21 protein-coding genes, 1 tRNA gene and 1 riboswitch are annotated in these 20587 nt (G+C 60.9%); of the genes, 13 read left to right on the top strand and 9 right to left on the bottom strand.

Annotation, left to right across the window (positions count from 1 at the left end; all coding sequences use genetic code 11):
• Positions 1 to 64 precede the first annotated feature (64 nt).
• Entirely contained in the window at positions 65 to 946 is an 882-nt protein-coding gene (gene ppk2, locus ACR0NB_RS01930) for a polyphosphate kinase 2 (protein ID WP_480775616.1), read from the bottom strand.
• A gap of 182 nt (positions 947 to 1128) precedes the next feature.
• Here ppk2 and ACR0NB_RS01925 point away from each other — a divergent pair, with 182 nt between their 5' ends.
• Positions 1129 to 2007, top strand: coding sequence for an alpha/beta fold hydrolase (locus tag ACR0NB_RS01925; protein WP_170338247.1), 879 nt, complete (start codon positions 1129 to 1131; stop codon positions 2005 to 2007).
• Between the two features lie 45 nt (positions 2008 to 2052).
• Here the strand turns inward: ACR0NB_RS01925 and ACR0NB_RS01920 are convergent, their stop codons facing one another.
• On the bottom strand, positions 2053 to 2661 hold the full coding sequence (locus ACR0NB_RS01920) for a carboxymuconolactone decarboxylase family protein (protein WP_170358483.1): 609 nt from the start codon (positions 2659 to 2661) through the stop codon (positions 2053 to 2055).
• Positions 2662 to 2817: 156 nt separating this feature from the next.
• Between ACR0NB_RS01920 and parE the strand changes: the two genes are divergently transcribed.
• From parE to ACR0NB_RS01905, 3 genes are all read left to right on the top strand, one after another.
• Positions 2818 to 4776, top strand: coding sequence for a DNA topoisomerase IV subunit B (gene parE, locus ACR0NB_RS01915; RefSeq protein ID WP_170417968.1), 1959 nt, complete (start codon positions 2818 to 2820; stop codon positions 4774 to 4776).
• Between the two features lie 15 nt (positions 4777 to 4791).
• On the top strand, positions 4792 to 5706 hold the full coding sequence (locus ACR0NB_RS01910; protein ID WP_480725987.1) for an abortive infection family protein: 915 nt from the start codon (positions 4792 to 4794) through the stop codon (positions 5704 to 5706).
• Positions 5707 to 6024: 318 nt separating this feature from the next.
• Positions 6025 to 6306, top strand: a complete 282-nt coding sequence (locus ACR0NB_RS01905; protein ID WP_170458521.1) for a DUF1496 domain-containing protein — start codon at positions 6025 to 6027, stop codon at positions 6304 to 6306.
• A 14-nt stretch (positions 6307 to 6320) separates the two neighbouring features.
• Here ACR0NB_RS01905 and ACR0NB_RS01900 read toward each other — a convergent pair whose 3' ends face one another.
• The gene (locus ACR0NB_RS01900) at positions 6321 to 7091 is read right to left on the bottom strand and encodes an alpha/beta hydrolase (protein ID WP_480774799.1); all 771 of its coding nucleotides are present in this window, start codon (positions 7089 to 7091) and stop codon (positions 6321 to 6323) included.
• 106 nt (positions 7092 to 7197) lie between these two features.
• Between ACR0NB_RS01900 and ACR0NB_RS01895 the strand changes: the two genes are divergently transcribed.
• Positions 7198 to 8067, top strand: a complete 870-nt coding sequence (locus ACR0NB_RS01895; RefSeq protein ID WP_170417960.1) for a hypothetical protein — start codon at positions 7198 to 7200, stop codon at positions 8065 to 8067.
• Here ACR0NB_RS01895 and ACR0NB_RS01890 read toward each other — a convergent pair.
• A complete protein-coding gene (locus tag ACR0NB_RS01890) occupies positions 8015 to 8614 on the bottom strand; it encodes a glycosyltransferase (protein ID WP_367647863.1) in 600 nt (199 codons plus the stop codon). The two genes, ACR0NB_RS01895 and ACR0NB_RS01890, sit on opposite strands and share 53 nt — an antisense overlap.
• Before the next feature lie 72 nt (positions 8615 to 8686).
• Here ACR0NB_RS01890 and ygfZ point away from each other — a divergent pair, with 72 nt between their 5' ends.
• Positions 8687 to 9424 (top strand): CAF17-like 4Fe-4S cluster assembly/insertion protein YgfZ, encoded by a 738-nt coding sequence (ygfZ, locus tag ACR0NB_RS01885; protein ID WP_170402104.1) that lies wholly within the window; start codon positions 8687 to 8689, stop codon positions 9422 to 9424.
• A gap of 106 nt (positions 9425 to 9530) precedes the next feature.
• Complete coding sequence (locus ACR0NB_RS01880) at positions 9531 to 10496, top strand: ABC transporter transmembrane domain-containing protein (RefSeq protein ID WP_170338230.1); 966 nt, start codon at positions 9531 to 9533, stop codon at positions 10494 to 10496.
• A 40-nt stretch (positions 10497 to 10536) separates the two neighbouring features.
• Here the strand turns inward: ACR0NB_RS01880 and efp are convergent, their stop codons facing one another.
• A complete protein-coding gene (efp, locus tag ACR0NB_RS01875; protein ID WP_093962584.1) occupies positions 10537 to 11100 on the bottom strand; it encodes an elongation factor P in 564 nt (187 codons plus the stop codon).
• Positions 11101 to 11319: 219 nt separating this feature from the next.
• Between efp and ACR0NB_RS01870 the strand changes: the two genes are divergently transcribed.
• Positions 11320 to 11640, top strand: coding sequence for a DUF6280 family protein (locus ACR0NB_RS01870; protein WP_093962585.1), 321 nt, complete (start codon positions 11320 to 11322; stop codon positions 11638 to 11640).
• A gap of 158 nt (positions 11641 to 11798) precedes the next feature.
• Positions 11799 to 13256 (top strand): cobyric acid synthase, encoded by a 1458-nt coding sequence (locus tag ACR0NB_RS01865; RefSeq protein WP_170449388.1) that lies wholly within the window; start codon positions 11799 to 11801, stop codon positions 13254 to 13256.
• Between the two features lie 3 nt (positions 13257 to 13259).
• On the opposite strand, the gene ACR0NB_RS01860 is transcribed toward ACR0NB_RS01865, so the two are convergent.
• The 3 genes from ACR0NB_RS01860 to ACR0NB_RS01850 form a co-directional block, all read right to left on the bottom strand.
• Positions 13260 to 14078, bottom strand: coding sequence for a hypothetical protein (locus tag ACR0NB_RS01860; RefSeq protein ID WP_480774798.1), 819 nt, complete (start codon positions 14076 to 14078; stop codon positions 13260 to 13262).
• A gap of 74 nt (positions 14079 to 14152) precedes the next feature.
• Entirely contained in the window at positions 14153 to 15571 is a 1419-nt protein-coding gene (locus ACR0NB_RS01855) for a TolC family outer membrane protein (RefSeq protein ID WP_170446710.1), read from the bottom strand.
• A 95-nt stretch (positions 15572 to 15666) separates the two neighbouring features.
• Complete coding sequence (locus ACR0NB_RS01850; protein ID WP_170338223.1) at positions 15667 to 16320, bottom strand: protein-L-isoaspartate O-methyltransferase family protein; 654 nt, start codon at positions 16318 to 16320, stop codon at positions 15667 to 15669.
• Positions 16321 to 16547: 227 nt separating this feature from the next.
• Between ACR0NB_RS01850 and ACR0NB_RS01845 the strand changes: the two genes are divergently transcribed.
• Positions 16548 to 16621, top strand: a tRNA-Cys gene (locus ACR0NB_RS01845).
• A 219-nt stretch (positions 16622 to 16840) separates the two neighbouring features.
• On the opposite strand, the gene ACR0NB_RS01840 is transcribed toward ACR0NB_RS01845, so the two are convergent.
• Positions 16841 to 17797, bottom strand: a complete 957-nt coding sequence (locus ACR0NB_RS01840) for an NAD(P)-dependent oxidoreductase (protein WP_480774797.1) — start codon at positions 17795 to 17797, stop codon at positions 16841 to 16843.
• A 108-nt stretch (positions 17798 to 17905) separates the two neighbouring features.
• On the opposite strand from ACR0NB_RS01840, the gene ACR0NB_RS01835 reads away from it, so the two are divergent.
• The 3 genes from ACR0NB_RS01835 to cobW all read left to right on the top strand — a co-directional run bounded on the left by ACR0NB_RS01835 (position 17906) and on the right by cobW (position 20582).
• Positions 17906 to 18781: a LysR substrate-binding domain-containing protein gene (locus ACR0NB_RS01835; protein WP_480774796.1), complete on the top strand. Its 876-nt coding sequence runs from the start codon at positions 17906 to 17908 to the stop codon at positions 18779 to 18781.
• A 72-nt stretch (positions 18782 to 18853) separates the two neighbouring features.
• Positions 18854 to 19058: riboswitch (cobalamin riboswitch) on the top strand.
• 82 nt (positions 19059 to 19140) lie between these two features.
• Positions 19141 to 19524: a DUF1636 family protein gene (locus ACR0NB_RS01830; RefSeq protein ID WP_480774795.1), complete on the top strand. Its 384-nt coding sequence runs from the start codon at positions 19141 to 19143 to the stop codon at positions 19522 to 19524.
• Positions 19525 to 19526: 2 nt separating this feature from the next.
• Positions 19527 to 20582, top strand: coding sequence for a cobalamin biosynthesis protein CobW (cobW, locus tag ACR0NB_RS01825; RefSeq protein WP_170417938.1), 1056 nt, complete (start codon positions 19527 to 19529; stop codon positions 20580 to 20582).
• The last annotated feature ends 5 nt before the right edge of the window (positions 20583 to 20587 follow it).

The following is a 20587-nucleotide window of genomic DNA, read 5'->3' as shown; positions in this document are numbered from 1 at the left end:
AGCCGGGGCAAGGGGAGATCTCTGAAATTTCACTTCGAGACCTCGGTGACGCCCGTCGGGCCAATCAGGTGACGCGCGCCTCGGGGTGCATCGCCGTACCAAGGATGTGATCCGACCGGTGGACCACATGATGTGCCTGCCCCACGATCAATGGATCGGGCTGGCCCACGATGTCATGATCCTTGTCCGGGTAATCCAGCGTCGACAGGAAATGCCGCATGCAGTTCAGCCGGGCGCGTTTCTTGTCGTTCGACTTGACGATGGTCCAGGGCGCGTCGGCGGTGTCGGTATAGAAGAACATCGCCTCTTTCGCCTCGGTGTAGTCGTCCCATTTGTCCAGACTGGCTTTGTCGATGGGCGACAATTTCCATTGCTTCAGCGGGTCGGTCTCGCGGCTCTTGAAGCGGCGCAGCTGCTCATCCCGCGTCACCGAAAACCAGTACTTGTATAACTGGATTCCCGACCGAACCATCATGCGCTCCAACTCGGGCGTCTGGCGCATGAACTCGAGGTATTCGTTCGGGGTGCAGAACCCCATCACCCGCTCGACCCCGGCCCGGTTGTACCAGGACCGGTCATAGAACACCATTTCGCCTACGGTGGGCAATTCCTTGATATAGCGCTGGTAATACCACTGGCCCTTCTCTTCCCAGGTCGGTTTGTTCAGCGCCACCACCCGGGCCTGACGCGGGTTCAGATGCTCCATGAACCGCTTGATGGTGCCGCCCTTGCCGGCGGCGTCGCGACCCTCGAACAGCAGCACGAACTTCTGCCCGGTCTCTTGCGCCCACAATTGCACCTTCAACAATTCGGCCTGCAACTGGGCCTTCTGCTTTTCATAAGCCGCCCGCGACAGTTTCGAGCGATACGGATACTCCCCGCTTTCAAAGGCTTGCCGGATCTTTTCGCGGGTGGGCGCTTCGGTGTCCGCGTTCGGTTTGGCCATGACGGCCACGGGGGCTGCGGTCGTCTTTTTTCGGATCACTGCGTCCATATGCTCTCTCCTGTGTCACTGTCTGCCGAAACGCCTAGCAGATCTGCATCTTTTCCGCGTTGATCCGTATCAAGTTGACTTCGGCGACGGCTCCGAAAACTCTGCAGGTGTGAACTCAGTCAGGGGCATCCCGCATGGACAGCGAATTCTTCGACCTCAACGGCCACCCGTTCTTCGTCCGCCGCTGGGGCGATCCCAACCTGCCTACGCTTTTGATGTTGCACGGTTTCCCGGAGTATGGCGGCGCGTGGTCCGACCTGGCCCCGCACCTGTCGGACCGCTTTCACTGCATCGCGCCGGACCAGCGTGGCTATGGTCAAAGCTGGGCCCCCGAGGGTATTTCGAACTATGCGCTGTCAAAGCTGGTGTCGGACATGGCCGTGCTGATCGAGCAGGTTGGCGACCCCGTCACTGTGCTGGGACATGATTGGGGCGCCTCGGTGGCTTACGGAATTGCCATGTTCCACCCCAAGTTGGTCAGCCGCCTGATCATCGCCAACGGTGTTCACCCTGTCCCGTTCCAGCGCGAACTTGCGGCAGGAGGCAAACAATCCGAGGCCTCTCAATACATCAACCGCCTGCGCGCGCCCGATGCAGCCGAATTTCTTTCGGCCGACAACTTCGCCAAGCTCGAACAATTCTTTCGGCATGGCATGGGGTTGGACTGGATGAGCGACGCGCGCATGGGCGACTATCGCACCGAATGGGCCCGCCCGGAACGGCTCGACGCCATGCTGAACTGGTACCGGGCCTCACCCCTTGTGGTGGCTGAGCCGGGCGCGCCGTGCACGGACCTTCCGGAACTGCCCGTTGACAGATTGAGAGTCCGCTGCCCGCATTTGCTTCTGTGGGGGCCGCGGGACAAAGCCTTGCTTCCCGAATGCACCGATGGGCTGGAGGAGTTCGCACCCAACCTGACCCGCATGCAGATCGACGGTACAGACCATTGGCTGCATCACCAGAAACCTCAGGCGGTGGCCGACGCTATTCTCGATTGGGTTCAGGACAACTGAGCCAACTCTTCGCCCTGCACTAAAGGACGCAAGAGGCAGCGCCTTTCACCGATGGCCCCAGTCATCCGGATTGTCCGAATTGTTCGGAGACAACCCCAGAATGTCGCCCTTGGTCGAACAGCCAAGCCCCAGAACGGTCCGGTTGGCATAGGAGAAATAGGCGCAGACCTGATTGATCTCCAGGATCTCACCATCGTCCCAACCAACAGATCGCAACGCGTCGATATCCGCCGCCGCCAGGCCAGCCGGGTTCTCGGTCAGTTTTCGGGCATATTCCATCGCCGCCATCTGTGCGGGGTCCAACGGCGCCGTCTCGGGTGTTTCCGCCTCGACCGCCGCGCGGATGGCCAAGCCGCGCTGCTCGTCGCCCAAGAGTCGCTGCAACCCGCTGAAATGATGCTCGACACAATAGCCGCAGCGATTCAACGAGCTGACCCAGACCCCGAGCACTTCCAGAAACCACTTGGGAACCGAGTTTCCTGAATGGTGCAGCACATTCTTGTAGAGCGCCATGTGACCTTCCATCGAATGTGGACGCAGGGAATGCACCATCATGATGTTGTCCACATTGTTCCCAGGCCCCGTGACCCGGTCATACAGCGTCTTCAACCGACCGCGTGCCTCGTCAAATGGTATCGTCTTGATCCAGCTCATCACCTGCTCCTCCACGATTTCCGCAACTCAGCGGCAAAACCACCCGTTTTGCAACCCGCCACCGCCCGCAAGATTGATACAACACCTCGCGTCCCTCTTCCCCCGACCCACATCACCTGCCATAATGGACCAAACCCAAAAACAAGAGCAGCACCCATGCCCGACGACCTGTTGACGCCCGAATCCGCCACCACCTACGACGCCTCCTCGATCGAGGTCCTCGAAGGTCTGGAGCCCGTGCGCAAACGCCCCGGCATGTATATCGGCGGCACCGACGAACGGGCACTGCACCACATGGTGGCCGAAATCCTCGACAACTCGATGGACGAGGCCGTTGCCGGCCATGCCAACCGTATCGAGGTGGAACTGCACGACGATTACGCCCTGACCGTGCGCGACAACGGCCGCGGTATTCCGATCGACCCGCACCCGAAGTTCCCCGACAAATCCGCGCTCGAGGTGATCCTGTGCACCCTGCACGCGGGCGGCAAGTTCTCGGGCAAGGCCTACCAGACCTCGGGCGGTCTGCACGGCGTGGGCGCCTCGGTGGTCAACGCGCTGTCTGATTCGATGGTTGTACAGGTGGCTCGCAACAAGGAGCTGTACGAACAGCGCTTTTCGCGCGGCATCCCGCTGGGTCCGGTCGAAAAGGTGGGCTCGGCTCCCAACCGGCGCGGCACCACCGTCACCTTCCACGCCGACCCCGAAATCTTCGGCCACCACCGGTTCAAACCCGCCCGCCTGTTCAAATCGATCCGCTCCAAGGCCTACCTGTTCTCGGGCGTTGAAATCCGCTGGAAAACCGCCATCGACGACGGCGAGACGCCCACCGAGGCCACCTTCCACTTCCCGGGTGGCTTGTCGGACTACCTCAAGGAGACGATGAACGGCTCCTCGACCTATTCCGAACAGCCCTTCGCCGGAACCGTCGATTTCAACGAGAAATTCGGCACCCCCGGCAAGGTGGAATGGGCGATCAACTGGACGCCGTCGCGCGATGGCTTCATCCAGTCCTACTGCAACACCGTGCCCACGCCCGAGGGCGGTACCCACGTCGCGGGCTTCTGGGCCGCGATCCTCAAGGGCATCAAGGCCTACGGTGAACTGATTAACAACAAGAAAGCCGCCCAGATCACCCGCGATGACCTGATCACCGGGGGCTGCGCGCTGGTCTCGTGCTTCATCCGTGAACCCGAATTCGTCGGCCAGACCAAGGACCGCCTCGCCACGGTCGAGGCGCAGCGGCTGGTCGAAAACTCGGTCCGCGACCATTTCGACAACTGGCTGGCTGCCGACACCAAATCCGCCGGCGCCATTCTGGATTTCCTCATCCTGCGGGCCGAGGAACGCCTGCGCCGACGGGCCGAGAAGGAAACACAACGCAAGTCCGCCACTAAGAAACTCCGTCTTCCCGGCAAGTTGGTGGACTGTAGTAGTTCAACACGCGACGGCACCGAATTATTCATCGTCGAGGGCGACTCGGCTGGCGGCTCGGCCAAGATGGCCCGCGACCGAAAGACACAGGCCCTGCTGCCCCTGCGCGGCAAGATCCTGAACGTACTGGGCGCTGCCAGCTCGAAACTGGGCACCAACGCCGAGATCAATGATCTGACGCAGGCGCTTGGCGTAGGACTGGGCACCAAGTTCAACATCGACGACCTGCGCTATGACAAGGTCATCATCATGACCGACGCCGACGTGGACGGCGCGCATATCGCCTCGCTGTTGATGACCTTCTTCTTCACCCAGATGCGCCCGATGATCGACGCGGGCCACCTGTACCTGGCCTGCCCGCCGCTCTACCGCCTGACCCAAGGCGCCAAGCGTGTCTATTGCCTGGACGAAGCCGAGCGCGACGAATGGCTGGAGAAAGGTCTGGGCGGCAAAGGCAAAATCGACGTCAGCCGCTTCAAGGGTCTGGGTGAAATGGACGCCAAGGACCTGAAAGAGACCACGATGGACCCCAAGTCGCGGAAATTGATCCGCGTCACCATCGACGAGGACGAACCCGGCGAGACCGGCGACCTGGTCGAGCGTCTGATGGGCAAGAAACCCGAACTGCGGTTCCAGTACATTCAGGAGAACGCGCGCTTCGTGGAGGAGTTGGATGTTTGAGTTGGAAGGTGTCGATTGGAAAAAATCACTAGGCAAATTCGAAACAACATATTTGATGGCCTGCGCCTAGAAAAAGTATTTTATGCTGGTGAGTTGGGTGACGTTGATTTCTTGGGCCGCCTCTATGATCTACGTGCGCTTCCCAGTTACGATCAAAGATTCAAGACTGCTGATCAGGACATCTGGCAGCATTGCGAAAACAACGATGACTGGCCGATTGACTGGGTGTTTACGGACGCAAGGTTCAATTTACTTGGTTGTTCCGATGATGTTTTTCTGAGCTTCTTGTGCGAGACAGTTCACCCAGTTGTTCGACCAGACGTTTTTGAAGCTTCAAAGATCGTTGGCCACTACAATGATCAATTGGCCAGATCGGGTTGGAAACTAGTTGAGTCTCAAAAAATCGCAGGAAGAGCCGTATTCATTGCGCAACGAACTACAGAATTCCACAGCCAAATTCAGCGCGCTAGTACGGTTGCAGAGAAGCTTTCTTCGAATTGGATGCAGACGGAAATTAGGCGCATCCAAGACTCAATTGAAACCGATCCTGCTTTAGCAATCGGAACAGCGAAAGACTTAGTAGAATCTTGCTGTAAGACCATTCTTGCTCAATTGCCAGACGCAGAGATCCCCCAGAAGTCTGACGATTTGCCGACACTATCAAAGAAAATGTGCAAAGCATTGTCACTAGTTCCTGAGGGTATTCCGAATGAAGCAAAAGGCGCAGAGAGCATCAAACGAACGCTCAGCAACCTTGCATCAATTACGAAAGGGATAGCGGAACTACGCGGTTTGTATGGCTCAGGGCATGGGCGCGACGGAAAGCACGTCGGGCTAGAACCTAGGCACGCACGGCTAGCGGCCTCTTGTGCAATTGCATTTGTGGATTTCGCAACCGAAACATACCTGCAACGTCACAAGGACTGCTAAGCGCAAGCGAGCCGTAGGGGGTTTACCAACCCACTTCCCCTCGGACAAATCACCTCGCAACGGCGGGGTAAAACCCCATCCTACCCCAACCACAAACCCCGCGCCGCCCAAGGGGTGGCTCTACCGCATCTCTGTTACTTTGTATCGTTTACGGCAGTGAACAGACCGCCCCAAGTCACACACCTTGCATCCTAACCCCCTTGCCTAACCCGTTGATCCCGTTCAGACTTACCCTCAACCCGTCATTCAAGAACGACATTTGAGGTTCCGAGCGTCCAAGACCCAATTGAAAAACGGATATCCGAACGGGAGGACGACATGAAAACTTTGACCCTCGGGCTGGCGCTGACCCTGGTAGCCTCGGCAGCCCCCGCGCAGCAGATGCTCAGCACCGCATCCCCCATCCCCGACGGCGCCGAGACTCGGTTCTGCTATTACGAAGGCATGGCCTATTCCGAAGACGCCTTTGTGCTGATGGTTGGTGACAACACCGTTACCAGCACGGTGAGCACGGTGCAGGAACGCCTGTTGCGTTGTTACCGCGAAAGCGACGGCGTGCTGCGTTGGCGGCCGCAGAGCACGTTTCAGGTCAGCAAGTAACGCCTGAACGGCCCCTAGCCCAGCGTCTGGTCCAGCCAGTCCGCAATCTGTGCGGCTGGCTTTTCCCAACCGGGCTCCATGAACAGAAAATGCGCGTGACCTTCTGCGGACAGAAAGGTCGCGCGGTCGCCATAGAGTTTCGCCAAGGAACGGCAGGTGTTGGGGTTCACCGCCCTGTCCTCCGAGCCTGAAACGATCAGAACCGGGCAGTCGACCTTGTCGATATCAACCTTCATCGCGTGGTGATCGTCGAACATCCAGAAAAACATCTCGAACATCACCCGTCCGCTTTCCGGGCCGAGCTGATCGAACACCGCATGTTGCTGGGCTTTTGGCATTTTGTTCAATGCGAATGGGGCCATCAGGTCGAAATCGACGCGCATGGGCTGCTTCCAGAAGGCCCCGCCCTCCATCAAGGCGCGCGGCACGGCGCGTTCGTCATCGGTTTCCGGCAGGGTGCCCCAGGCCGCGTTCGGGTTGATCAACACGATGGCGCTGGCCAGCCCGCGAGACGCAACCTGCTGGGCAACGACGCCCGCAATGGCATGCCCGAGGATCACGGGTTTGCTGCCCAACCCCTGAACGAATTCGGCAATGTCGTTGGCATAATCCAGCACGCTGGTGTCGGTCAGACCCGCATCGGGCTCGGCTGCGGGATCGCCGCCATGGAATCTCAGCGCCGGGGTGTGCGCCGTCCATCCACGGGCGCGGAAGAACTCCGCATAGTCCGCCATGCACCACGGCCCTGCAAACGCCCCGTGGATCAGCACAATCTCTTTGGTCATCACGTTCTCCCTCCGGCTCCTGACCCGAGTATGGGCATCCTGACACGCGTTACAACTGCACGTGATCGCTGTTGCGTGGGAAGACTGACCACTTAAACTCGGGTGCATGAGCTTCATCACCGACTATCAGCTGCCCCTGCTGTTGCTGTTCTTTCTGGCCGGATCGATTGGCACCGCGTTCCTGTTTCGCAAACCAGCGGGCCACCGGGCATGGAAGCTGGCCGACCTCGTGTGGGTCGTGTTGGGTGGGCTGGGCGCGCTGGTGGCGGTCATGGCTGGGCTCTACAAATCCGACAGCTCAAGGTTGGACAGGCAGATCGACGTTGCCTATGCGGCGACACTGGCCTTCGATCGCGACGCCGCGCGGTTCCGGCTGCGGTTCTGCGATCCGGCCTACGATCAGGACACGGCGGTTTTGTGCGACAAGGTCGAGTTCCTGTCGGCTTCGACCGCCAGCAACGCCGACCTGCCGCTGTTCATCGCCGTCACCAACGAAGTTGCGCCGCTGCAGGGCCTGAACTTCATCTTCGGCGCACGATCCCGAGGCCAGATGGATGACATTCAGGACATGGCCGCCAAGGCCGATGCGTTCGACATCGAGCAATTCCTGGTATTCACCACGCTGGACGCGGAAACGCAGACCGCGATCGACAACATGCGGCGGAAAGTGCCGGCAATCGCCGGAGACTATATGATCCTCGCGCAAAGCTATGATGACCTGATCGCTCAGGTCGCCAAACTGAAGGGAGAGTGGGAGTACCTTCAGGAAAACGCCCACATTCTCGTGCTACAGATCATCGCGCTGTGTCTTGTCAGCTTTGCGGCACCATTCCGGTTGGGCAAATCTGTTGTCGAGTTGCGGTCCAACCTCATCGCCGAGCCGACGGCGCGGCAGCCACCCCCTGAAGCATCTGGGACCGGGGTTACTGAGGTGGCGCCTCAGGACGCGTCCGACCACGGCGCCCGGCACCTGTAATGGCACGCGCCCGCAACAGAGTCGCGCGCGGCAGAGAGCGCACGAGCGCCCCCTCCTTCCCCGGTTGATCCGGATATCCACCGGCGGCCTTGTACAATTGCGCCGGCAGCAGCAGGCCCTGATCAACAGACGCCAGTCCAAAGACCCGGCTGCGCAGATTGGCCCAGCCTGCCGTCAAACTCGGGCTCAGGCCTGAGGACCGGAACCCAAGGCGGAACACACCCGGACGCCGCGTTACAAGGTGCTCGGCCACCGCGTCGGTCCATCCGGGCTCAAGCTCGGTCCCCGGAAGGATGATCAGCAACCAGTCGCCCACTGCGGCGTCGCATCCCACGCGCAGCTGCGCGGTACGGGACCCGGCCCCGGCAACGATCCGGGCACCTGCTTCATCGGCAATACGCAACGTATGATCGGTCGACCCTCCATCGGCGATGACAAGTTCGCGGATCAGACCGGCGTGCAGACCTTCCATCAGGGTCATCAGCGTGCGCGCGAGTTCGGTTTGGGAATCGAATGTCGGAATCACGATACTGATCGGGGCGGACACGTTCGAAACCTCTGGTCTTGGCAACGGGTTCGCTTATATCACCGCTCTCAGGGCAATGACGAGGACCCAAAGATGAGCACCCGCCGCATTTTGCGCCTGAAAGGCACCGATACCAACAGCTTCTTGCAAGGTCTGGTCACCAATGACACCCGCAAGCTGGATGATGGTCTTGTCTACGCGGCCATCCTGACCCCGCAGGGCAAGTACCTGGCCGATTTCTTTCTGAAACGCGATGGCGACTCGGTGCTGCTGGACGTGGCTGAGGGGATGGCGGATGCACTGATCAAGCGGCTGAACATGTACAAGCTGCGGGCGGACGTGCGTATCGAGGAAACCAACTTGCACCTGCAACGCGGAACCGGGCCCGCACCCGAGGGCGCCCTGCCCGATCCTCGTCACCCCGATATGGGCTGGCGCGCATATTCTGACGCTCCGGAAGCCGATGATGGAACGGATTGGGACGCAATTCGGGTGCGTCATTGCATCCCGGAAACCGGGATCGAGCTGACACCGGACACGTATATCCTCGAGGCCGGATTCGAGCCGCTCAACGGTGTCGATTTCAAAAAGGGTTGCTATGTCGGGCAAGAGGTTACCGCTCGCATGAAGCACAAGACCCAGTTGCGCAAGGGGCTGCGGGTTGTCGCCATCGACGGCGCGGCTCCGGTCGGCTCCGAAATCCTCTCGGCGGGAAAGCCCGCTGGTACGCTGTTCACGCAATCGAACGGACAGGCCATCGCCTATCTGCGCCTTGATCGGGCGGGCGACGACATGCAGGCCGGAGACGCCCGGCTGCGTCTGCTGGATTGAGCCTGTTGCCCAACCGGCACGACCACTAACCGGGCTGCTTTGCAAACGTTTTATCCGGCCCGGCCACACGGTAAGACTTGAGGCACTTGGCTGATCGGGTGCCTGCATGCTCCAACTGTATTCAGCCATCTGGCGCGCCAGCGCCGGACGGCAAGTCATACTGATCCTGTTGTCCTTGTCGGTCGCGGCTCTTGCCGCGGCCCCGTTGGAGTTTCAACGGGACATCATCAACCATCTGACCTCGGACAATATCGAGGCGCCTCATCTCCTGCTGCTGGGTGCCGGCATGATGGGGGTGATCCTGCTGAGCCTCGCTCTGAAGTGGGTGTTGGGATATCGCGCGGGGACATTGGGCGAAGACATGATCCGTCGCATTCGCCAGCTTTTGCTGGCCCGCACCGTGGACGTGGACGAGTCGGGCGAGAATGTCCGCAAGGGGACCATGACGACGGCCATTTCTGCCGAAGCCGAAGAACTGGGCAAATTCGCAGGCGGCGCGTTCTCGGACCCGGTCGTACAAATCGGAACCTTGGTCAGCGTGATTGGCTACATCTCGTCGACGCAACCCTGGCTGGGACTGATTGCCCTTTCGATGATCGCACCGCAGATCCTTATCGTTCTCGTCTCGCAGAGAAAGGTGAACGTGTTCGTGGCGGACCGCGTCCGCATATTGCGTAGCGCGACCGACCATCTGACGATCGAAAACATCGAGGCCGTGACTCAAGAGGTGCACGACCAGTTCGACGCGATCTACGACACCCGGCGGCGGATGTTCCTGTGGAAATTGTCGGCCAAGTTTCTGCTGAGCGTGATCAACGGTGCAGGCACCGTCGGTGTTCTGATGCTGGGCGGATGGCTGGTTCTGCAGGGAGAAACCGACGTGGGAACCGTCGTCGCCGCGACCAGCGGTCTGGCCCGGATCCAGGGGCCGACCGGGTTTCTCATCGCTTTTTACCGGCAGGTCAGCGCCAATCGCATCAAGTTCGAGCTGTTGTTGGAACTGTTCGGCCCGGACCGCGCCCGCTACCGCCGGGGCGGGGCCGCCTCGCAAGAAAAAAACCGCGCCGAATAGCGGCGCGGTTTCTTGGTCTTTCTCCGAGTATGACGCAACGTTACGCGCGCTCGGAATATTCCATGGTCTCGGTGTTCACGACGATCATCTCGTCCTGCGCGATGAACGGCGGCACCATGACTTTGACCCCGTTGTCCAGAACCGCCGGCTTGAACGAGTTCGCCGCAGTCTGACCTTTAACGACCGGTTCAGTCTCGACGACCTTGCAGACGACTTTCTGAGGCAGCGTCGCGTTCAGCGCCTCGCTTTCATAGAATTCGACCACGATGGTCATCCCGTCCTGAAGGAACGGACGACGGTCACCCAGCAAATCTGCAGGCAATTCAATCTGTTCATAGGTCTCGGCATCCATGAATACCAGCATCCCGTCGCTTTCATACAGGAACTGCTGGTCTTTCTGCTCCAACCGAACACGCTCGACCTTGTCCGCTGAACGGAACCGCTCGTTCAGTTTCGAACCGTTGCGCAGGTTCCGCAATTCCACCTGTGCAAAGGCACCGCCTTTGCCCGGTTTGACGTGATCGACCTTGACCGCCGCCCACAGACCGCCGTTATGCTCAAGCACATTGCCCGGGCGAATTTCGTTCCCATTGATCTTGGGCATGACATATTTCCTTCACACATGGTTGATGCGTCAGTTGTCGTCCCTATATCTGGCGGGACCGATCCATGCAATACAACGAAACCTAGTGCTGCACCTGCAGAGAGCCATGCAAATGACGCAACGCAACTATGCAAATTAGGTGTATCCGAATCGCACTAAATAGGTCATAAGGACCGCCACGCCGAAAATTACAAGAGCAAGAACAACAAGGAAAACGAGATGAGAGATTTCGTTGACGGCACCGCCTTTAACAATGAGCAAGGCAACCGTGCCCGCAAACTTTTCGCGGCCGTTGTGCTGGCTGCACTCGATGATGCCATCGCCGATGACAAGAAATACGGCAATGGCCCGGAACAAATCGCCCGCTGGGCACGCTCGCGCGATGGGCGCGAAGTGCTGTCCTGCGCTGGCATCGACCCGAACGAACGGGTTGTCCACGGACTGATGGAGTTCGTTGGCCGTGGCGTGCGTACGTCCGTCGCCCTGTCGCGCGAAGAAAGCGAACGCCGCAACGCTGCCCAGCAGGCCGAAGCCGCCTAAGGCTTTGCCCGACCCAAAAACGCGCGCCGGTACTTTCGGCGCGCTTTTTTTTGCCCTGTACGCAGCGGAATGGTCGCATTCGTCGTGCAAATGGCCCGATCCACGCTTTCGTCGGCTGAATAAATGCGGTCATCTGCCAACATCCGCAGGAGGCTCAGATGGTTCGCGCGATCATGATTCAGGGGACCGGCAGCAATGTCGGCAAGTCGATGCTTGTGGCCGGGCTGGCCCGGGCCTTTGCGCGGCGAGGGTTGAAGGTTGCCCCCTTCAAACCGCAGAACATGTCCAACAACGCCGCAGTAGCCGCAAATGGAGGCGAGATTGGCCGCGCCCAGGCGCTGCAGGCCCGGGCGGCGGGGCGCCCGCCGCATACGGACATGAATCCAATCCTTCTGAAGCCGGAAACCGATACCGGTGCGCAAGTGATCGTTCAGGGCAAGCGGGCGGGAACGATGCGGGCCAAGGACTATCGCAGGGACAAATCCAAGCTTCTGAACGCCGCGCTCGAGAGCTTTGCCAGACTTTGCCAAGATGCCGACCTTGTGCTGGTCGAGGGCGCCGGCAGTCCGGCCGAGACCAACCTGCGGGCAGGCGACATCGCCAACATGGGCTTTGCCTGCGCCGCGAATGTGCCCGTCATATTGGTGGGAGACATTCACCGGGGCGGTGTCATAGCGCAGATCGTCGGCACCCATGCAGTGCTAGAGAACGCTGACCTTGCAATGATCCGCGGCTTTGCGGTCAATCGCTTCAAGGGAGACGTCAGCCTGTTTGATGACGGGCGCGACGACATTGCGGCACGCACCGGATGGCCTTGCCTGGGCGTCGTTCCCTGGTTTGACGATGCTTGGAAACTACCGGCCGAGGACATGATGGATATCCGCTCGCACGCCGGCGGCACCTGCAAGGTTGCGGTGCCGCAACTGGAGCGCATGGCGAATTTCGATGATTTGGACCCGCTATCCGCCGAGCCGGGTGTTTCGGTCGAGATCATTCCGGCTGGCCGCCCCCTTCCCGGTGACGCGGATCTGGTGATTCTGCCGGGCAGCAAATCAACGATCGGAGATTTGACCTTTTTCCGCAAACAGGGTTGGGACATCGACCTGTATGCCCATGTACGGCGGGGCGGGCATGTTCTTGGCCTCTGTGGCGGGTATCAGATGCTGGGCCGGGTGATCGCCGACCCCGACGGAGTGGACGGCAGACCCGGCAGCGTCGATGGGCTGGGTTTGCTGGACGTGGAAACGGTTATGTCCGGGGAAAAGCGGGTCGAACTGCGATCAGCGCAGGCCTTGCCCGGCGGCGAGCCTGTCACCGGCTACGAAATCCACATGGGACGCACCCAAGGTCCGGATACTGCCCGTGCGTGGTTACAGGTGGAGGGTCGCCCGGAAGGCGCCGCATCGAGAGACGGGCGCGTTCTGGGAAGCTACCTGCACGGCATTTTCGCTTCAGACGCCTTCCGCGCGTCGTATCTGCAGCGGTTTGGCGCCAGGTCGGAACTGGCATACGAAGACAGTGTTGAGCAAACGTTGGAGGCGTTGGCCGATCACCTTGAACAGCATATGGACCTTGATGCCCTGCTGTCACTGGCAGCCGAGCCTCGGTTCGGCTGAGCGTCAATCCAAATTCTGAGCGGCCAAAGCGCGGTTGATCTCGCGCCGAACCAGCTTGCGAATGTTGCGGGTGATACGTTCACCCAGCGCGCCCTGCAGTTCCTGACGGACGATGTCTGCGATCAACTCGCGCAATTCGTCTTCATCCATCGTGCCGGTCGCCATCGCCGGCGTTTCCTGATCCAGCTTTACCTCGGCCTCAGAGGCATCCCGGTTGTCCCGGATAAACGTGGCAGGCGTTGATTCCTCGTCGCTGTCAGCGTCCATCTCCGCCTCAGACTCAGGCGCATCCTTTGATGCCGAAAACCCGGTGTCCGTGGCCCAACTGACCTTGTCGGTGCGCGTGCCGGAATAAGCGTCGTCGCTTTCGCCGTCGGGCTCCCACTGATCTTCGGTCCGCGCAATCGCAGCCTCAAGAGCCGCGATCTTGGCGCTCAGGCTGCCGGCCAGATCCCTGCGGCCTTCGCGATCATTCGAAGACTCGCCGCCAATGTCGTTGATTGCCGGGGTTCCGGGACGAACGATATCGCAAGACCGCAACCGCATAGGTTGTGACAGGTCGTTGGCCGGGCGCATAGCCTCGACATTCGCAGCATGCTGTGAGGCCGCCTCAGCCGAGATCTTTTGGGCCAGCTTCAAAGGTGCTTTTGGATCCTCGGCCGGTGTGCCAACCCGCAGGGCATCCGTCAAAACCAGGCGTCCCGGCTTGCGGGCCGCAGTCGCTTTGATCAGGTTCGGGACCTTGCGCCCTTCTTCGCTGACCAAACGCTTGATCGACGACAATACGTCTTCGACACCTGCTTTGACACTGCTATCCGTCATTGTTCTCTACCGCTCTGACCTTTTGGACCAGTGTATCCAATCCGGTCGAACCTAACAACAGATAGTGTGGCTGATCACTCGCGCCGCAAAGCTTTGAGAACTCGATCCAGGTCGCGGCTTTGCTTGCTGATCTGTGCTGGCGCCTTTTTGACCAGGTTGTAGTAGAGCGTCGGGTCGTAAATCTGTACCGCCAATCCAAGACGCTCGGCAGTCAACAGACCTTGTGCCTGCAACAACTGATAGGCAGCCAAAGACCGCTCCGTCCGCGAGGCAACTTCGGCCAATTGTGCGTCCAGCAAATCCTGCTGAGCGGTCAGAACGTCCAGCGTGGTCCGAGCCCCCAGCGTGGCCTCTTCGCGAATCCCGTCAAAGGCGACCTGCGATGCGCGTACCCGTTCGACGGATGCCCGCAGGCTGGCCGTGGCCGTTTCAAAGCGCACATAGGCGTCCGTCACACCCTGAGTGATGTCTTTCTGCACATTCAGAAGGTTGGCGCGCGATGCGTCCCGCTGAGCCATTGCGCGGCGCACGTTGGCCGCCAATCGGCCACCGGCATAGATGGGCTGATTGAAATTCAACGAGATGGACGCATCGTTGGTATAGTCGTCGTTGTCATAGCTTTCCGTGATCCCCGCGTCCGCGTTCAGGCTTACATTCGGACCCAGGCCCGCGCGCTGCTGTTGCACGGTCAGATCCAAGGCACGCACCTGATGCTGCGCCGAAAGGATTGCCGGGTGGTTTCTTTGTGCCAGGCTTATGGCCTCGGCCAGAGAACCGGGCAGCTTCGGCAGACGCGGCTGGCCCGCAGTACGGCCCGGCTGTTTGCCGACGGCGTTCACATATTCCGCTTGGGCAGTGCTCAGGTCGCCTCGCGCATCGGCCAGATCAGCCTGCGAGCTTGCCAACTGCGCTTCGGACAGCGCGACGTCGGTCCGGGTGACCTCACCGACTTCAAAACGGTCTTGCGTGGCCCGCAGTTCCTCGCCTGAGAGATTGACGTTGTTCTGGCGAATCTGAACCGTTTCTTCCTGTAGCAGAACACTCAGATAAGCCGTCGTTGCGCGGAACAGAACCTGTTGCTCAATATCGATCAATGCTTGGCGAGTTGCCAGAACTGTTTCCTGAGCCGACTGTTTCCCGAGAATCGATGCACCGCCGTCATAGACCAGCTGGCTCAGCGTGAGTCCCGAGAAGAAGCGCGACGGTTCGACCGTCGACACCACTGTTCCGGCGCGAGACTTGGCATAATCCTGGCTGACACGGACGGTCCAGTTGATGATCGGGCGCAGGGCCGACAACGCGATTGCAACGTCTTCGTCGGCTGCGCGCAGCAAGGCGCGGTTCTGTTCCAACAGCCCGCTTGTGTTGTATGCACCGATGAACGCGTCGGTCAGATTGTCCGCCAAAACCGAGCGCCCCGGCATCACGCTCAGCGCGATTCCCGCCGTCAGAGCGACTGCCTTGACCAGCTTCCCTCCAGCCGTTCCAAGCATACCCAAATCCTCTCAAATCAAAATAACGCAAGCCCGCAGGCAGTTTGCGCCTTTGTTTTCAACTAATCAAGGGACCGCGGAAAACCGCTGATCGACTATAGCGAAAATGCACACTCGGCCGAAAACGCCGGCAGTACCGGGGCGTTTGCGTTGAAGCCATGACGCCATGTCACCCGCCCATCGGACTTTCGACCAATGCGAACGGTGCCCAGGTTGCCTTCGACGAACAGGCAAGCGATGCGGCCATGATCTTTCAGTTGATCGAGCAGGGCATCGGGCAGACGTTCCACACCGCCCTGGATGATGATGACATCATAGGGGCCATGCTCGGCCGCCCCCTGCTCCAAAGGTCCGACATGAATGATCGCGTTGTCGATATCCGCCTCCATCAGGCGGGACTGCGCGTCGGCTGCGTTGGCCTCGTCATCCTCGACGCCCACCACAAGCTGCGCCATGTTCGCGGCCACGGCGGTCGAGTATCCGAACGCCGGGGCGATATCCAGAACCACCTCGTCATTCGAAATATTCAATGCATCCAGCATCTTCGCCAGAGTCCTCGGCTCCAGCAGGCAGCGCCCGTTTCCCAGGTCGATCAGGTCGCCAGCATAGGCCACTTCGCGACTGGCATCCGGCACGAAGTTCTCACGCTGGACCTTCAGCATTGAATCGATGATCGGGAATTTGGTGACATCAGAGGGCCTGATCTGAGTGTCTACCATCGTGTGGCGTCGGGCTGCGAAATCCGTCATGTGACCGCTCGTATATTTCCCATGGTTGCTCGGCTTTTGCCACATCCGATCCCGCCCGGCAACGGCCAGCCCGGCAAAAATTGCAGGCCGCGACAAAAGTTGCCACTGCGCTGACCGACCATCCAACGCCGTGGTCGGCGGAATTTTCAGCAACCCTCTGGACGTTGTTCGGGAAAGCTGCTAGAACCGCGCCTGCACCACGTCAAGTAATTGAAATTGCTTGAAAAGGCGAGTTGGCGGAGTGGTGACGCAGCGGATTGCAAATCCGTGTACACCGGTTCGATTCCGGTACTCGCCTCCAACTTTCCAGCCTCGCATTGCATCGCTGTTCTCTGGTCCTGTGATAGTCGCCTGGACCAGTTTGTTGATACGAAACGCCAAAATACGCGCGGAGATGGTTAGCGCAGCCGAGCTAACCAGTAATTTCCGGGCAAGGATTTAGTCCGCGCTGAGTCACCAGCGACGCGGTCGGTACATGCGAGCCCCCCCGGAAAGGGCGTGCCTTGCGCTGACCGTCGGCTCAAACCGTGCTTCGGCCTTGAGGAATCACCTCATACCCCGGCTCTTCCGGTTCATCGTCCTGCATCTCGGCCGGAAAACCGGGCGCGGTAATGCTCAACCCGGTTGCATCCTCGAGCCGTCGAATGACGTTGGGCGACAGCTCGCGCGCGCCATAGCGGGCGATGGCGTCGTCGAAGATCTTGATCATCAACGGGTTCATCTCCAACGGCACGCCAGCGCGGTCGGCGACCTCCTGGAACAGGCCGATATCCTTTTTCACCAGGTCCATGGTGAAGGAAATATCGCGCGAACCGTTCAGGATCACCTGGCTTTCGGTCTCATGCACGAAGGACGTGCCGGACGAAATCTTGATCGCCTCGTAGGTGGTGTTCAGGTCCATCCCGGCGGCCTTGGCGGTCACCAGCGCCTCGGCGCAGGTGATCAGGTTGGCGGTGGCCAGATAGTTGGTCAACACCTTCAGAACCGAGGCCGTGCCCAGATCGCCGGTATGCAGAATGCGCCGGCCCATCGTCGTCAGGAACGGCAGGATCTGCTCGAACGTGGCCCGGTCGCAGCCCGCGAAGATCGAGATATTGCCCGTGGCCGCCCGGTGGCACCCGCCCGAAACCGGGCAGTCCACCGCCGCCCCGCCGCGTTCGATCACCATGGCCCCCAGGCGTTTGACCTCGGCCTCGTCGGTGGTGGACATCTCCATCCAGATCTTGCCGCGGGTGACCTCGGGCAGCATCTGCTGCATCACCGCGTCCGAGGCGGCGGGCGACGGCAGGCAGGTGATGACCGCATCGCAATCGCGGATCATCTGAGCAGGGCTTTCGCCGGCCTTGGCCCCCTTGGCGGCGAACTCCGCCACAAGATCGGGGTTCAGATCGTATACCGTCAGGTCGATACCGTTGCGCAGCAGCGACCCCGACAGCTTGCCCCCCACATTGCCCAAGCCGATGAACCCGACCTTCATGTTCTGCCCTCCTGCAGGCGCGTTTTCGTTGGCCTGAGTATTTCCGTTGCCCACCGACAAAAGAAACGAATAAAAAGTCGATCTAGATGCAAAATATTTTGGTGATGAATGGACCGCCTGCCCAATCCGACCTGGCTGCGCAGCTTCGAGGCCGCCGCGCGCCACCTGAATTTCACAACCGCCGCGCAGGAGCTGGGCCTGACCCAGACGGCGGTGTCGCTGCATATCCGCTCGCTCGAGGCGGATCTCGGCCAGCCGCTTTTTGCCCGCAACGCCCGGCACCTGTCGCTGACCGAGCTGGGCCAGTCCTATGCGCTGACCGTGCGCCGGGCGCTGTCGGATATTGCGCTGTCCACCAACAGCCTGTTCGGCCCCGCCTCGCGGCAGGCACTGACCATCCGGGCGGCGATATCGACGATGACCTACTGGATCGCGGCCGAGCTGCCCGCGTTCAGCGCGCAGCACCCCGACATCCCGGTGCGGCTGGTGTCGCATATTTGGAACGACTCGGCCGCGCCCGCGGATGTGGACGTGGAAATCCGGCTGGGCCATGGCGACTGGCCCGGTGTCGCGGCCGAACGGCTGTGCTCGGAACGGCTGGTGCCCGTCTGCCGGGCGCAGGACCCGGCGCCAGACCTGCGCAACGGCCCGTTGATCCACATTTTGGGGTACGAGGACAACTGGGCGCGGTACTTCGAGGCCACGGACACCGACCTGCCCGACCGCCCCGCGCGCTATTCGGCGGATACGACCGTCACGGCGCTGCAACTGGTGATGGCCGGCGCGGGCTACGCCACCGTTCTGGAGCGGTTCGCGCGCAACGCCGTCGCCCAAGGTGCGCCGATCCGGATTGCAGGGCCGGCGATTCCCTTTGCCCAGTCGCACTATCTGATCCGCAGCGTCAGCGCGGCGCCTCCGTCCATCCCCGCCCAATTGTTCCTGGCCTGGCTGCGCGACCGGCTGGCCGGCGATGCCGCGGATTGACCCCGGCAAGTCGCTTTTTTGGTCCGAGGCAGGTCACGTGGCCCCGCGTGCTTGACAACCCCCCTGCCCGTGCCGCATGTCGCTTGCGTTGGTGTCTGTGCAAGCAGATGAAAAGGGAATGCGTCAGCGGTTTTCCGTCAAACGCAGCCGCCCCCGCGACCGTGACCGGAGAGGGTGCCCAAATGCCACTGGCCGCAGGCCGGGAAGGCGGGACATCCGACAGAGCGCCGCTCTGACATCCGCAAGCCGGGAGACCTGCCAACGCCCGAAGACAAACCGGACGGGGTGTTCCGGTGTCGGGCCCATGTCCGCAACGTGGCCCGCGCATACCCCGTCCCCCGACAACCGAGTAAGGGGGGATGAGAGACGTGACCGAGACCACACCAGTTGAACTGCTGGTCTGCACCACCTGCCGACGCGGGCTGCCCATCGAGGATGATGCCCAACGCCCCGGCACGCTGCTGCACAAGGCGCTGGCCGCTGCCGACCTGCCAGAGGGCATCACCCTGAAGCCGGTCGAATGCCTGTCGAACTGCGATCAGGGCTGCTCGATCGTTCTGCGCGGCGGGCCGTCGCGCTGGACCTTCGTCTATGAAAACCTGAACGAATCCGACCATGTCGAGATCATAGTCGACGGCGCCACCAAATATCTGGCCGCCGATGATGGCCTTGTGAAATGGCGCGACCGCCCTGAACATTTCCGCAAGAACTGCGCCGCCCGCATTCCCCCGATTGGAGCCTGAGCATGAGCACCCTCGAAAAACTTCCCGTCACCGTCATCACCGGCTTTCTCGGCTCGGGCAAGACCACGCTGATCCGCCACCTGATGTCCGAGCCGCAGGGCAAGCGGCTGGCCGTGGTGGTCAACGAATTCGGCGATGTGGGCGTAGATGGCGAGATACTGAAAAGCTGCGCGATCCCCGACTGCCCGGCGGAAAACATCATGGAACTGGCCAATGGCTGCATCTGCTGCACCGTGGCCGATGACTTCATCCCCACGATCGAGGCGCTGATGGCGCTGGACCCGCGTCCCGATCACATCCTGATCGAAACCAGCGGTCTGGCCCTGCCGAAACCGCTGCTCAAGGCGTTCGACTGGCCCGATATCCGTTCCAAGATCACCGTGGACGGCGTGATCGCCCTGGCCGATGCCGAGGCCGTGGCCGCAGGCCGCTTTGCCCCGAATGTCGCGGCGGTGGACGCCCAGCGCATGGCCGATGACTCGATCGACCACGAAACGCCCCTGTCCGAGGTGTTCGAGGATCAGATCTCGTGCGCCGACATCATCCTGCTGACCAAGCCCGACCTGGCCGGTCCCGAAGGCGTGGCCAAGGCGCGCGAGATCATCGCCGCCGAGGCGCCCCGCCCCCTGCCCGTGGTCGAAGTGGCCGAGGGTGCGGTGGACGTGCGCGTGGTGTTGGGGCTGGGCGCCGCGGCCGAGGATGACATGGACGCCCGCCCCTCGCATCACGATGGCCATGACGACCACGAACATGACGATTTCGAAAGCATCGTGGTCGAACTGCCCGAACAGACCGACCCGGCGCAGCTGGTCGCCAATATCGAACGTCTGGCGAACGAGCTGAACATCCTGCGGGTCAAGGGCTATGCCGCCGTTCAGGGCAAGCCGATGCGCCTGCTGGTCCAGGCGGTCGGCGCGCGGGTCCGGCATCAGTATGACCGCCCGTGGAAACCGGACGAGGAGCGCCGCTCGCGCCTTGTGGTTATCGCCGAGCATGACGACATCGACGCAGCCGCGATCCGTGGCATCCTGACGGGCGTCACCGAGGCCGCCGAGTAAGCATC

It is taken from the genome of Ruegeria sp. CG3 (genome assembly GCF_056537205.1).
This window is presented reverse-complemented; position numbering and strand designations above follow the sequence as displayed.

What these genes read in the sequence shown, in the direction of transcription:
- ppk2 (WP_480775616.1), bottom strand. Translation starts at nt 946, where the DNA reads ATGGCCAAACCGAACGCGGACACCGAAGCGCCCACCCGCGAAAAGATC.
- ACR0NB_RS01925 (WP_170338247.1), top strand. Translation starts at nt 1,129, where the DNA reads ATGGACAGCGAATTCTTCGACCTCAACGGCCACCCGTTCTTCGTCCGC.
- ACR0NB_RS01920 (WP_170358483.1), bottom strand. Translation starts at nt 2,661, where the DNA reads ATGAGCTGGATCAAGACGATACCATTTGACGAGGCACGCGGTCGGTTG.
- parE (WP_170417968.1), top strand. Translation starts at nt 2,818, where the DNA reads ATGCCCGACGACCTGTTGACGCCCGAATCCGCCACCACCTACGACGCC.
- ACR0NB_RS01905 (WP_170458521.1), top strand. Translation starts at nt 6,025, where the DNA reads ATGAAAACTTTGACCCTCGGGCTGGCGCTGACCCTGGTAGCCTCGGCA.
- ACR0NB_RS01900 (WP_480774799.1), bottom strand. Translation starts at nt 7,091, where the DNA reads ATGACCAAAGAGATTGTGCTGATCCACGGGGCGTTTGCAGGGCCGTGG.
- ACR0NB_RS01895 (WP_170417960.1), top strand. Translation starts at nt 7,198, where the DNA reads ATGAGCTTCATCACCGACTATCAGCTGCCCCTGCTGTTGCTGTTCTTT.
- ygfZ (WP_170402104.1), top strand. Translation starts at nt 8,687, where the DNA reads ATGAGCACCCGCCGCATTTTGCGCCTGAAAGGCACCGATACCAACAGC.
- ACR0NB_RS01880 (WP_170338230.1), top strand. Translation starts at nt 9,531, where the DNA reads ATGCTCCAACTGTATTCAGCCATCTGGCGCGCCAGCGCCGGACGGCAA.
- efp (WP_093962584.1), bottom strand. Translation starts at nt 11,100, where the DNA reads ATGCCCAAGATCAATGGGAACGAAATTCGCCCGGGCAATGTGCTTGAG.
- ACR0NB_RS01870 (WP_093962585.1), top strand. Translation starts at nt 11,320, where the DNA reads ATGAGAGATTTCGTTGACGGCACCGCCTTTAACAATGAGCAAGGCAAC.
- ACR0NB_RS01865 (WP_170449388.1), top strand. Translation starts at nt 11,799, where the DNA reads ATGGTTCGCGCGATCATGATTCAGGGGACCGGCAGCAATGTCGGCAAG.
- ACR0NB_RS01860 (WP_480774798.1), bottom strand. Translation starts at nt 14,078, where the DNA reads ATGACGGATAGCAGTGTCAAAGCAGGTGTCGAAGACGTATTGTCGTCG.
- ACR0NB_RS01855 (WP_170446710.1), bottom strand. Translation starts at nt 15,571, where the DNA reads ATGCTTGGAACGGCTGGAGGGAAGCTGGTCAAGGCAGTCGCTCTGACG.
- ACR0NB_RS01850 (WP_170338223.1), bottom strand. Translation starts at nt 16,320, where the DNA reads ATGACGGATTTCGCAGCCCGACGCCACACGATGGTAGACACTCAGATC.
- ACR0NB_RS01840 (WP_480774797.1), bottom strand. Translation starts at nt 17,797, where the DNA reads ATGAAGGTCGGGTTCATCGGCTTGGGCAATGTGGGGGGCAAGCTGTCG.
- ACR0NB_RS01835 (WP_480774796.1), top strand. Translation starts at nt 17,906, where the DNA reads ATGGACCGCCTGCCCAATCCGACCTGGCTGCGCAGCTTCGAGGCCGCC.
- ACR0NB_RS01830 (WP_480774795.1), top strand. Translation starts at nt 19,141, where the DNA reads ATGAGAGACGTGACCGAGACCACACCAGTTGAACTGCTGGTCTGCACC.
- cobW (WP_170417938.1), top strand. Translation starts at nt 19,527, where the DNA reads ATGAGCACCCTCGAAAAACTTCCCGTCACCGTCATCACCGGCTTTCTC.